Below are 13,221 nucleotides of genomic sequence, written 5' to 3' on the forward strand. Positions count from 1 at the left end.
ATTGCAGAAATGTGGGGGAGATTTTATGACGTAAATTGCTTAGAGAGCGGATAAAATTTGAATTCGAGCGGATAAATGGATCACAGGAGCGGATAAAACCGTCTCAGGAGCGAATAAAACTATCTCAAGAGCGGATAAACCAATCACAGGAGCGGATAAACGGACCACCAGAGCGTATAAACCCATCCCAGGAGAAAATAAATTCATTTCACCATAAACGCTAAAGTCTCTCCAGATAAAAAATGCACAAAAAAACGAGCAGTTGAATATACTGCTCGTTTTTCATACGATTTTGGATTTACTTATAGGTTTTTAAATAATTTTTAGTTAAGCGAGTGGTGCACCATTTTTAGTGATTTCTTCTGCTGCTGCACCGAATTTTTTAAAGTTTTCATGGAACATACCAGCTAATTCTGTTGCTTTTTTATCATAAGCTTCTTTATTAGCCCAAGCATTACGTGGATTTAAAAGATTTGTTGGTACACCTTCGATTGCAGTTGGCATTGCAAGACCGAAGATAGGGTCTTTGTCAGTAAATACATCATTAAGTTTACCGTCGATAGCATCGCGTACCATTTTACGAGTGTAAGAAAGTTTCATACGACTACCTTCACCATAACTTCCGCCAGTCCAACCAGTGTTTACTAAGAATACATTTACTTGGTGTTCATCAATTTTCTTCCCTAACATTTCTGCATAAACAGTAGCGTGTAATGGGAAGAAAGGAGCTCCGAAGCAAGTTGAAAATACAGGTTCAGGTTCTACAACACCACGTTCTGTACCAGGTGTTTTTGAAGTGAAACCTGATAAGAAGTGATACATTGCCTGTTCTTTCGTTAACTTACTAATAGGAGGTAAAACTCCAAAAGCATCTGCTGTTAAGAAAATAACAGTTTTTGGATGACCTGCAATAGAAGGATCAACGATATTTTCGATGTTTTGGATTGGGTATGCAACACGAGTATTTTGTGTTAGTGTCTCATCATCGTAGTCAGGAATTCGAGTTTCGGAATCTACGATAACATTTTCAAGCACTGTACCGAATGTGATAGCATTATAAATTTCAGGTTCTTTTTCAGCTGAAAGGTTGATTGTTTTTGCATAGCAACCACCTTCAATATTGAACACGCCGTTATCAGACCAACCATGTTCATCGTCACCGATTAGTTTACGATTACCATCAGCTGATAACGTTGTTTTACCAGTACCTGATAAACCAAAGAATAGAGCAACGTCACCTTGTTCGCCTACATTTGCAGAACAATGCATTGGCAGGATTCCGTTTTGTGGTAATAAGTAATTCATAATACCGAAGATAGATTTTTTCATTTCCCCAGCGTATTCAGTGCCGCCGATTAAAATAATACGTTTTTCTAAAGATACGATGATGAAAGTTTCTGAAGCTGTACCATCAACTTTTGGGTCCGCTTTAAAAGTAGGAGCGGATAAAATAGTGAAATCAGCTTCATGTGCATTTAGTTCTTCATCAGTAGGACGGATGAATAGTTGGTGAGCAAATAGATTATGCCAAGCGTATTCATTAACAACGCGGATTGCTAAGCGAGAATCTTTGTCTGCACCTGCAAAGCCTTTAAACACAAAAACTTCTTCTTTTTGTTTTAAATAGTTAACAACTTTGTTAAATAATGAATCAAATACTTCTGCAGAAATTGGTTGGTTAATCTTACCCCAATCAATTTGATCTTTAGAAGATTCTTCGACTACCATAAATTTATCTTTAGGTGAACGACCTGTATATTTGCCTGTTACTGCACGAACAGCGCCATCTACTGTTAAGATTGCTTCACCGCGGGAAGTTGCTTTTTCCACTAATTGTGGGACTGAAAGTTGTTCTGAAATGTTATTTCCTTGTAATAAACCCTTCAGTTCATTCGCAATTTCTACTGAATTCATCTTTGTTCGTACCTTCCTTTTTATGTTATTACCCTTTAAAAGGGTTTCTATTCTTCATCTCGAGAATTAGTATAACACATTGAAATGAATAGTCTATACTAATAGGGAATTATTTTTATGATTTTGATTTTTTTGTTACTATAAGAAAATAAGTTTGACTTTCATAGTAATATCACTTACTATATGCATTAGAACGGATACTCTTATCCCGAGCTGGTGGAGGGTCAGGCCCTATGAAGCCCGGCAACCTGCATTATCTTTCACGTGATGCGTTGGTGCTAATCTGATGCAAGGAAGATTCCTTGAACGATAAGAGTGAAAGGTGCTTACGAAACATATCCTTTCCTCATTGATTTTCGATGAGTGAAAGGTTTTTTTTTTCAAAAAATAGAAGCAAATCTGATTTGTTTCATTATTATATGCGATTTGTTGCATTCTATTTATATTATGGCACTTTCTATATCCTCGTGTTAAAAAAGCAGCTTATAGCTGGCTTGACGTTTAGAACTTAAACGGACATGGGTAATGAGTACCGTATCTTTTTTTCGAGAGGATCTCGTTGATAATAGGAGGAAACCAAATGACAAACAGAAGATTATTTACTTCAGAAAGCGTAACAGAAGGACACCCAGATAAAATTTGTGACCAAATTTCAGACGCAATTTTAGATGCAGTTTTAGCAAAAGATCCAAATGCGCGTGTTGCATGCGAAACAACTGTTACAACAGGACTAGTACTTGTAACAGGTGAGTTAACAACTACTACGTATGTAGATATGAAAGGTATTGTTCGCGATACAGTTGCAGAAATTGGCTACACTCGTGGTAAATATGGTTTCGATGCAGAAAATTTAGCAGTACTTGTCGCTGTCGGTGAACAATCACCTGATATCGCACAAGGTGTTGACCAAGCATTAGAAGCACGTGAAGGCTCTATGACAGATGCAGACATTGAAGCAATTGGTGCGGGGGACCAAGGTTTAATGTTCGGCTATGCTTGTAACGAAACACCTGAGTTAATGCCACTTCCAATTAGCTTGGCACATAAATTAGCTCGTCGTTTAACAGAAGTTCGTAAATCAGGCCAATTAGATTACTTACGTCCTGATGGTAAAACACAAGTAACCATCGAGTATGATGAAAATAACCATCCAGTTAGAGTAGACACAATTGTTATTTCTACTCAACACGATGAAGAAGTATCTTTAGACCAAATTAAAAAAGATTTAAAAGCAGAAGTTATTGCCAAAGTTGTACCGGCAGAACTTCTAGATGACAACACAAAATACTTCATCAATCCAACAGGCCGTTTCGTAATTGGTGGCCCTAAAGGTGATGCAGGTCTTACTGGTCGTAAAATCATCGTCGATACTTACGGTGGATATGCTCGTCATGGTGGCGGTGCTTTCTCTGGGAAAGATGCTACAAAAGTTGACCGTTCTGGTGCATATGCAGCTCGTTATGTTGCGAAAAATATTGTTGCCGCAGGTCTTGCAGAACGTGCAGAAGTACAACTTGCATATGCAATCGGTGTTGCACAACCAGTATCAATCGCAGTCGATACTTTCGGTACTGGGAAAGTTAAAGAGAGTGATCTAGTAGAAGCAGTTCGAGAATTCTTTGACTTACGTCCAGCAGGAATTATAAAAATGCTTGACCTACGTCGCCCAATTTACAAACAAACAGCAGCTTACGGTCACTTTGGTCGTACAGACTTGAATGTGCCTTGGGAAAATACAGACAAAGCAGCAGCATTAAAAGCTAAATTTGCTGTTTCTCCAAAATAAAAGTGAAGTTTTAACAAAATAAAAAAGTCGTTCACAAAAAAGTGATCGACTTTTTTATTTTTCATTAATCTTTTCAACAACATCAATTGCCTCATCAATTGTTGCTACATCAAAAATTTGAATATTACTATTAATCGCCTTTCGTATCTTAATAGCTTCTTTTTTATTTTCGCTTGGAATAATCATATAAGAAATGCCTGAAATACTAGCGATTTGGATTTTTTCTTTTAACGCACCAATTGGTTTTACGTCTCCATTTTTGTCAATTGATCCAGTTATGGCAATAGGGTGTTCGTTTTGCAAATCTCCATTTTTAACCTTTCCAGATAATACAAGTGCTAAACCTCCGCTATCTCCACCAATACGTTCTCTATTTAGAAATGCATCTATTTTTTGATTAGTTTTTTGATCAGTTTGATTTAAATAGTAACTAACATTTTTCTTCATTTGTTCAGTATCGTCTTCTTTAAGATGAAGCCAACTTAAAATTTGTCTATTTTTACTAGCGTATCGATCTTTATTTGCACCTTCAATAATTGTAAGTGGCTTAATATGTTGTCTTTCCAAGATTTTTGAAACATCTAATTTACTTTTAGTTAAAGAGAATTCTACACTATTTACACCCAGTAAATAGATATTAGTCCCTTCAATTATTTCCTCAGGTGGCTGATAAAGAAGTGCTATGTGTGTCGTAGCATCATAAAAAATAAGTGGAAGCTCATAACAAAATAATACAAAAAGAATACAAATCGCAAAGGTTAGTTTCCTTTTATATTCTTTTTTCCTTTTTATAATACTGACAGATGTTAAAATGATTAGGCTAAGTAATAAGATAAATATAAAAGACAATCCACTAATTTTGTTTTGAAGATATAGTAGTAGGAATAAAAGATAAAATAAAATGCACAAAAAGCTAACTAGAGGTAAAGATACATTCTTTTTATTTCTGAAAATGAGAAGTTCACTCCTTATATTACTTGATATGCCTATCTGGATTTTAATAATGAAGACTGGGACATAATAGTATATAAAACTATATTATACTATTATGTTGGACGATAGAACGTAAAATAACATTCAAAATGTTTTAGATTTAACAGACATTAACGAGTAGTAAGAATCTCAAGTAAAATAAAAAGAAGATACAGGAGGTTATTCCTGGAAATAAGGATGGATAAATTTAAACCCACTGATTAAAGTGTCACTTAGAGATAGTTTAATCCATAATAACTTCGTTTTTAGGATCATGTTTTTTAAGTAAAATGACAAAAAGGCTTCCTAATGCACAAAAGACCCCTGAAAGTATAAATGCCCACGTGTAAGAATTAAAGATATTGTATATTAGCCCACCACCATAAGCAGCAACTGCTGCACCAACTTGATGAAATGCGACCATCCAACCGTACATCATAGCACTTTTCTTCATACCGAACTCGCGTCTTGCAAGGCCAATAGTAGGAGGTACTGTTGCAATCCAATCAAGGCCATAGAAAACTGAGAAAATAACAAGTAGAGTAATAGAGCCGTTATTTAATGCAAAAGGTAAAAACAATAGGGAAAGGCCCCGAAGCCCATAATAAGAAAATAATAGCCAACGATTATCAATTTTATCACTAAGCCAACCGGATAAAGTTGTACCAACCAGATCGAATATTCCCATAAAACTTAACATCGAAGCAGCAAGAACCATCGGAATACCATAACTCATGCAATATCCTACAAAATGAGTACCAATTAGACCAGTAGTTGAAAGACCACAAATAAAGAAACTGCCAGCTAAAAGCCAAAATGCTTTGCTTTTACTTCCCTCCATTAAAGAGATCCATACAATTTTAAAAGGGTTTTCATTTGAAGTAGTATTGGTACTGATTTTAAACTCATCCTTAACAGCTCCTAATGCTGTGATTCCAAGCTGTTTGGGCCAATCCTTCATGAAGAGTACTATTATTAAGAGCATAATAGTACTTAGACCAAAGATTAATGCAATAGCATGGTGCCAACTATACTGCTCTATTAACCTTGCGAGAATAGGTAGCAATACAAGTTGCCCGGTTGCTGTAGCAGCAGTTAAAATACCAACAGCTAGACCACGGTGTTTGACAAACCAACGATTTCCAATTTGTGTGCTTAATACGGTCAAAAATAAGCCAGAACCAATTCCAATCATGACACCCCAAATTAAAATAAGTTGCCATTCCTCTGTCATGACAAAAGTTAAGCCAAGGCCTAGTGTTAAAAGTGCCATGGATGCAATCATTGTTCTTTTTAATCCGAATCTTTCGACAAATGCAGCCATAAAAGGCCCTGAAAAACCATACAAAAAAAGTCCTACAGCAAAAGCGAAGGATATAACAGGTCTACTCCAACCAAACTCAGCTTCAAAGGGTTCTATAAAAACACCCGAAGACGAACGTATTATGCCTGCTACGATGATAGAAAAGAAAGTAATAACTAATATTACCCAACTATAGTGGATCTTTTTCATATAAGCATCTCCAATATAAAAGTTCATATAAGTACGGAAGGTTCAGAATACTAATCTGAACCTTCATAAGAAAATCTTCTATTAAGTAAAAGCTAACGTGTAAGTGGATTATTTTGTACTGATTTATAATATTGTCCTTTTTCATAGTATTCGTTAAGAATACGATCCATATCTTTTTTATCCTCATCTGTAAGTTCTCTAATAACTTTCGCAGGTCGGCCAAATGCTAATGTATTTGGTGGGATCTTCTTTCCTTGTGTAACAAGGCTACCAGCACCTATAAAAGCCCCTTCTCCGATTTCGGCACCATCTAAAACAATAGAAGCCATACCAATGAGTGCGCCTTTTTTAATATGACAGCTATGCAAAGTCACTTGATGTCCAACTGTTACTTCATCTTCTAGGATAAGTGGTGCTATAGGGCTTTGATGTAAACAACATAAATCTTGAACATTTACTTTTCGACCTATAATAGTAGGAGAAACATCTCCTCGAATAACGGTGTTATAAAAAATAGACGAATCTGGACCTATTGTCACATCTCCGGTTATAACTACATTGTCACCGATGAAAACAGATGGGTCAATAGATGGCTTTTTATCTTTAAAAGGATAAATCATTAAAAAACGCCTCTTTTCTAGCTCAGATTTTTTATAATAATCGTAACAAACTCATATAATAATTGGAACAGAAAAAAATAGAATACGTTAAAATAGAGATAGGATTTTATGAGGAGAGAAGTAATATGTGGAAATGGGAAGCTGAAGGTCAGGCGAAAGCTGTTGTAGTATTTATACATAGCGCATATGAGCATCATAGAAGATATGCATGGTTAATCGAAAAATTAAGAATGTCTGGAATGCATGTCATTACTGGTGATTTACCAGGACACGGTGAAGAGAGTAGAAGAAAAAAAGCGCATGACGAAGATTTTAGAGAGTATGGAAAATTTATTCGTCAAATGATGAAGGTAGCGTTAACTTACAATCTACCAATATTTATAATTGGTCACGGTTTAGGAGCAACTCTCGCTATTCAAATAGAAAGAAAACATAAATACGAATGTGCTGGAATAATTTTAACATCTCCGTGGATGCACTTAATACACCAACCATCAAAATTATCAAATGCTTTAACAGGGCTTAGTAAATTAACAGGAAATTTAAAAATTCACCATGACATTACGGTTAAACAACTAACACGTAGTTATGAATTTTATAAAGAAGAAAAAGATGATATTTACTATAATTCTGATATTACTGTGAACTGGTATCGAGAATTGCATCAATTTATGAAGAATATTGTTATGACTCAGGGTGATTTTCCAGATATACCTATATTATTAATGAATGGTGGCAATGATAAAGTTGTTTCCTCAGCCCATAGTAAAAAATGGCTGATGCAACAAAATGTATCAGAAATGCAATACAAGGAATGGATAGTTTGTTATCACGATCTTTATCAAGAACCAGAACGGGATGATATTTATAAGTATATGGAGTCCTTTATGTATAATGCGTTGCGTAATATTGGCTATATTATTTAGTAAATAGAAGAATGGCTATTATAAGTAGATAATTTACTTATGATAGCCATTTTCTTTTTAAATATATTATTAATAACATATCTTTTTAAAAAGATATTCAGGAAATGTCTTGAAAATTATTGTATATTCATTAAATAAAATGAATATTAATTCACACCTTAATTATAAAGATATGCATTGATTTTTTCTGTTTGTATCATCACCAGTGGACAATTTTTGTATTTTGTGAACGATTTCAATGAGGATTGTCATAAAATACCTATATAAAGCCATTTTTGAAGGGTTAGATTATTAAAAAAATGTCACAATGTCCACTCTGGAAATACATATTGTGTCTATTTTGTGTCCATTCTTATGTAAACGGTTACAAATAATGCATAACTATATATATTTATATTAAAATAAAAAATGTAATGTAAAAGTTAAAATGATATTTAAAGAGAATTTTTAAATTCTTCCGAATGTTTTGGTATTAATAGTTGTAAAAAGTTATTATGATGGGAGACAACAAGATGAAAAACATTATTGATTCTATTTATGATGTTTTATGGGGACCTTGGATGATTTACGGCATTTTACTAGTTGGTTTGGTTTTTACCATCTTAACAAAAGGTGTACAAGTTAGGTTTCTAAAAGATATGTTTGGACAAATTTTTCATGGCGAAAAGTCAGAATCGGGTGTATCTTCATTCCAAGCAATGTCTATGGCGTTATCTGGTAGGATAGGTACCGGGAATATTGCTGGTACTGCTACAGCAATTGCCTTTGGTGGTCCAGGAGCTGTGTTCTGGATGTGGGTAACAGCGTTTATCGGATCTGCTACTGCTTACGTGGAGTCAACACTTGCTCAAATATATAAAGAAGAAAAAAATGGTCAATACCGTGGTGGTCCAGCTTATTATATCCATAAATTCACGGGTAAAAAATGGCTAGGGATGATTTTCGCGGTAGCAGCTCTTGTAGCGATGACACTACTTCAACCAACTGTTCAATCTAACGCAATTGCCGATGCTATGAATAACGCATTCGATATTCCACATTGGGTATCTGGCTTATTTGTTTGCTTAATCTTAGGAACGATCATTGTTGGCGGAGTAAAACGGATTGCTAATGCAGCATCTATTATCGTACCATTTATGGCTATAGGCTATATATTAGTAGCAGCTATTATTATCATTATTAATATAGATAAAGTACCAGATATATTTGCGTTAATATTCCGTAGTGCATTTGGCGCTGAACAAATGTTTAGTGGTATGTTAGGTGCAGCGATTGCATGGGGTGTTAAACGTGGGATTTATGCAAATGAGGCTGGTCAAGGGACTGGTCCTCACTCTGCTGCAGCTGCAGAAGTATCACATCCTGTTAAACAAGGTCTAGTGCAAGCAGCGTCTGTATACTTAGATACATTTTTAGTTTGTACAGCAACAGCCTTAATGATTTTGTTTACAGGAATGTTTAATGTTCAACTTGATGATGGTGCGGGTAAATTTATTGTTGAAAATATTCCAGGAATAGATGCAGGAACAGCTTATACGCAAGCAGCTGTAGATGCGGCGTTTCCAATAGGAGGATTTGGTGCAGCATTTGTTGCAATAGCATTATTCTTCTTTGCCTTCACAACAACAATGGCATATTATTATATTGCAGAAACAAACGTTGCCTTCATCTTTGATGGGAAAAAGCAAAAAATTGCAATTCGAGTTGTCCAATTATTGATCATTATCGCAACATATTTTGGTGCGGTAAGGACTTCAAAATCAGCATGGACTTTAGGCGATATTGGTCTAGGAATAATGGTTTGGGTGAATGTAATTTCTTTAGTATTTTTAGTCAAACCAACCCTCATTGCTCTTAAAGACTATGAACAACAGAAAAAAGACGGAAAAGATCCACAATTTAATCCTGAAAAGCTCGGTATTAAAAATGCTGATTTCTGGGAAGAAAAAAATAAAGGAAAAAATTAAATTAAATAAGGTTCAAATATAAAAAAACTAGGGGATTTATAATGACCCCTAGTTTTTTGCGTTGTATTGAATGTAAGGCATAGAATTTACATTTGATGTATCCCTTTATAAATGTTCCAAATTTCCCTCTTCATGATCAATGCTCTTTAATGCTGCTTCTTCAGCAGGGATACGAACTAGCATCATCACCATATTCAATATCGTAAAAATAACTGCAGTGAAGTATGCTTGGAAGATTAATGGAATAACTAAAATTTCTAAAGCAACAATGACATAATTAGGATGCGAGATCCATTTATAAGGTCCTTTTTTTACTAAGTTGGCATTTGGTAAAACAATAATTTTAGTATTCCAAAAATGTCCTAAAGATTTAATCACCCAAATACGACTAATTTGTAGAAGGAAGAATAACGTTAGAAGCAAGACCCAAAGGACGTTAAGTGATGGGCTTTTTACAAGATATTCTAGTAGAAGACTGCAGAGAAATAAAATATGTAGTGCAACGATAAATGGATAATGAGATTGGCCAAATTCAATTGCTCCTCGTTGTTTCATATACTGTTCGTTTCTTTTAGCAATTCGCAACTCTACTAATCTTTGGATACAAATTAATGTGAATACAATTACAAATAACATTTCATCACTCCCATTCAAGTAAAACCAGTTCACCACTGAATCCTGGTCCCAGTGAAGCCATGATCCCAATTTCACCGTAGTTTGGTTGTTGATCCATCACGTATTTCAATACATAAAGTACTGTTGGGGAAGACATATTGCCATGACGTTTTAAAACAATTGAACTTGGTGCAAGCAGTTCTTTTGGAAGTTCTAAAGCAGTTTCGTATGCTGCGAGAACTTTTTTTCCACCTGGATGTGCGATAAATTGAGAAATTTCATCTATTGAATGTTTATTTTTTGTGAGAAAGCTTTCTACAAATGGAGCAAACCATTTTTCGATTATACTTGGAATACTTTTTGCGAATATTACATGCAACCCGTTGTCCTCGATGCGCCAACCCATAACATCTTCAGAATTTGGCAGTAATTTTGATGCGGTTCCTTTAATACTAGGTAAAATTTTATTTGTGGATTTTTTTACTTGGTCCCCACTAACTAAAACACATGCGACTCCATCACCAAAAAGAGAAGTACCTATAAAGTTACTCTTATTTAAATCCTCTGGTTGAAAAGTGAGACTACAAAGTTCCAAACAAATAACTAATACCAATGAATCTGGGTGTGCCAAACAATAGTCATTTGCGCGACTAATGCCCGCTGCTCCACCACCACACCCAAGCCCCCATATCGGTATCCGAACAACGCTATCTGAGAAGGATAACTGATTGATCAATCTTGCTTCAATACTCGGTGTTGAAATACCAGTAGTTGAGACAAAAATTATAGCATCTATATCCTCGACATCTACACTAGGTACTTGTGCCAAACAATCTTGAATGACTTTTACACCATACTCTGTTGCCAATTCGATGTATAAATCATTTTTTTCTGAGAAAGTATGATTGGTTTGATACCATTCTATTGGCATGGCGAGTTGACGATTATGAATTTCAGCATTCTTAAATACTTTCAAATAACGTTCAAGCTTATTCATCTTTCCTGTAAATAGTTCTCCAATAAATTTCTCGGCAATGTCTTGCGTAAGCAAATGAGGAGGAGAATAGGTACTAACAGCTTGAATTTTTGGCAATTGTAAACTCCTTTTTTGATTGGATGTATCAGTCTATGCGCAATATTAAAAGTTTAAAACAAAAGAGTATATGACATTATTCGTTTCAAAAGTTTGAATAAAAGATCAAAACTAATTATTATTAATAGATTTAGAAATACTAAATCTAAAAAAATTAGAAAATATTAAATACACATTTTGCATATAATAAGCAACAAAACAAAAAGGGGTGCTTATATGGGCAAAAGGAAAAGTCTTATATTTGTTGCGATCTTCGCTATAGTTGTTTCGACGTTTCTAGTAGCTTGTGGTAATTCAAATAGTAGTTCTGGGGATAAGAAGGATAAGAGTTTAGTAATCGCAATTGGTTCAGATATTATTTCTTTTGATATTCACAATCATAACAATACATCTACTGAATCGGTTCATCAAAATATGTTCGACTATTTGTTTAAACGAGATGAAAACAATGAGATAAAACCAGACTTAGTAGAAACTTATAAGATAGTAAAAGACACTACGTTAGAAGCAAAGTTAAAAGAGGGTGTTAAATTCCACAATGGAGATCCATTAACTTCAGAAGATGTTAAGTACACATTAGAGCGTGTTGCTAAAGACGAGACCTTAAAAGAATACCCTAATTATAAACAGATAAAAGAAGTACAAATTATTGATGATTTAAACTTTAAAATAATTACTTATAAAGCTGAACCCTCGCTTCTCCACAGACTATCACGTCTAGGTTCAGGGATATTGCCAAGTAAATATATTAAAGAAAAAGGATTTGACTACTTTTTAGAACATCCAATAGGAACAGGACCTTATAAATTTAAAGAATGGGTACGTGATGAAAAGGTAGTATTTGAACCATTTAAAGATTATTTTAAAGGAAAAGTAGATACATGGGATAAAGTGACTTTCCGTGTTATTCCTGAGAATTCAACGCGCGTGTCTGAATTACTAACGGGAGGGGTAGATATCGCAACGAATATTCCTCCAAGTGATTGGAAACGTGTTGAAGATAATGATGGAACATCTTTGAAACAGGAAATTTCAAACCGAACTATTATGTTGATACTACGGGCTACAAAAGGTTATCCAACATCAGATGTACGTGTCCGACAAGCTATCGACTATGCGATCGATGATAAATCATTAGCAGAAAATGCTCTTAAAGGCGGGGGCATTCCTACATTGACAAAAGTGGGGCCTGGCAACTTTGGGGCAAATCCAGATTTATATGACCAATATCATTTTGATATTGATAAAGCAAAAGCATTACTTAAAGAAGCTGGATACGAAAAAGGATTTGAAATGACGTTACATTCTCCTAAAGGACGTTATTTACAAGATGCCGAAGTGACAGAAATGATTGCTGGTATGCTATCAAAGGTGAATATTAAAGTAAAGATTGACTTTATGGAATGGAGCAATTTTGTTGAAATGCGAACAGCTAAAAAGAATAAGGATGCATACTTGCTAGGTTTAGGTAATTCAATGTTTGATGGTGCATATGCAGTAGATTGGTATAGAGCTGAAAGAAATATCGGAGAAACAGATTATAAGAATAACAAAATTGAAAAGTTATTAGAAGAATCTGCTTCCAATATGGATGCTGAAAGTCGCACAAAACAGCTACAAGAAATCGAATCAATTGTTGCAGAGGATGTACCACATATACACCTTTACCAAGAGAAAATCTATACTGGCGTGAACGATAGAGTGGATTATACACCTACACAGGATGAAATGCTGTATGTGCCAACTATTAAACGAAAATAAAAGGGGATTAGATAGAGAGGCCAGGAAATAACTTCCTGGCTTCCCTTGTATAAA

General features: G+C 34.8%; 10 protein-coding genes and 1 riboswitch. Of the genes, 4 read left to right on the top strand and 6 right to left on the bottom strand.

Annotation, left to right across the window (positions count from 1 at the left end):
- Nucleotides 1-327 precede the first annotated feature (327 nt).
- Complete coding sequence (gene pckA, locus D1606_RS16685; protein WP_119417147.1) at nucleotides 328-1,914, bottom strand: phosphoenolpyruvate carboxykinase (ATP); 1,587 nt, start codon at nucleotides 1,912-1,914, stop codon at nucleotides 328-330.
- 200 nt (nucleotides 1,915-2,114) lie between these two features.
- Nucleotides 2,115-2,230: riboswitch (SAM riboswitch) on the top strand.
- 264 nt (nucleotides 2,231-2,494) lie between these two features.
- Here pckA and metK point away from each other — a divergent pair.
- On the top strand, nucleotides 2,495-3,700 hold the full coding sequence (metK, locus tag D1606_RS16690; protein WP_119417148.1) for a methionine adenosyltransferase: 1,206 nt from the start codon (nucleotides 2,495-2,497) through the stop codon (nucleotides 3,698-3,700).
- Nucleotides 3,701-3,754: 54 nt separating this feature from the next.
- Here metK and D1606_RS16695 read toward each other — a convergent pair whose 3' ends face one another.
- From D1606_RS16695 to D1606_RS16705, 3 genes are all read right to left on the bottom strand, one after another.
- Nucleotides 3,755-4,549: a S16 family serine protease gene (locus D1606_RS16695; protein ID WP_119417149.1), complete on the bottom strand. Its 795-nt coding sequence runs from the start codon at nucleotides 4,547-4,549 to the stop codon at nucleotides 3,755-3,757.
- A 367-nt stretch (nucleotides 4,550-4,916) separates the two neighbouring features.
- Nucleotides 4,917-6,185, bottom strand: a complete 1,269-nt coding sequence (locus D1606_RS16700; RefSeq protein ID WP_119417150.1) for an MFS transporter — start codon at nucleotides 6,183-6,185, stop codon at nucleotides 4,917-4,919.
- A 92-nt stretch (nucleotides 6,186-6,277) separates the two neighbouring features.
- A complete protein-coding gene (locus tag D1606_RS16705; protein ID WP_119417151.1) occupies nucleotides 6,278-6,805 on the bottom strand; it encodes a gamma carbonic anhydrase in 528 nt (175 codons plus the stop codon).
- Nucleotides 6,806-6,930: 125 nt separating this feature from the next.
- Here D1606_RS16705 and D1606_RS16710 point away from each other — a divergent pair, with 125 nt between their 5' ends.
- Together D1606_RS16710 and D1606_RS16715 are read left to right on the top strand one after the other, a co-directional pair.
- Nucleotides 6,931-7,731: an alpha/beta hydrolase gene (locus D1606_RS16710; RefSeq protein WP_119417152.1), complete on the top strand. Its 801-nt coding sequence runs from the start codon at nucleotides 6,931-6,933 to the stop codon at nucleotides 7,729-7,731.
- Between the two features lie 512 nt (nucleotides 7,732-8,243).
- On the top strand, nucleotides 8,244-9,698 hold the full coding sequence (locus D1606_RS16715; protein ID WP_119417153.1) for an alanine/glycine:cation symporter family protein: 1,455 nt from the start codon (nucleotides 8,244-8,246) through the stop codon (nucleotides 9,696-9,698).
- Between the two features lie 105 nt (nucleotides 9,699-9,803).
- On the opposite strand, the gene D1606_RS16720 is transcribed toward D1606_RS16715, so the two are convergent.
- Both D1606_RS16720 and D1606_RS16725 read right to left on the bottom strand, forming a co-directional pair.
- Entirely contained in the window at nucleotides 9,804-10,334 is a 531-nt protein-coding gene (locus D1606_RS16720) for an isoprenylcysteine carboxyl methyltransferase family protein (RefSeq protein WP_119417154.1), read from the bottom strand.
- Between the two features lie 4 nt (nucleotides 10,335-10,338).
- Complete coding sequence (locus tag D1606_RS16725; protein ID WP_119417155.1) at nucleotides 10,339-11,406, bottom strand: type III polyketide synthase; 1,068 nt, start codon at nucleotides 11,404-11,406, stop codon at nucleotides 10,339-10,341.
- A gap of 216 nt (nucleotides 11,407-11,622) precedes the next feature.
- On the opposite strand from D1606_RS16725, the gene D1606_RS16730 reads away from it, so the two are divergent.
- Nucleotides 11,623-13,167, top strand: coding sequence for an ABC transporter substrate-binding protein (locus D1606_RS16730; RefSeq protein ID WP_119417156.1), 1,545 nt, complete (start codon nucleotides 11,623-11,625; stop codon nucleotides 13,165-13,167).
- Nucleotides 13,168-13,221: the final 54 nt, after the last annotated feature.

Source organism: Rummeliibacillus sp. POC4, assembly GCF_003576525.1.
GTDB lineage: Bacteria > Bacillota > Bacilli > Bacillales_A > Planococcaceae > Rummeliibacillus.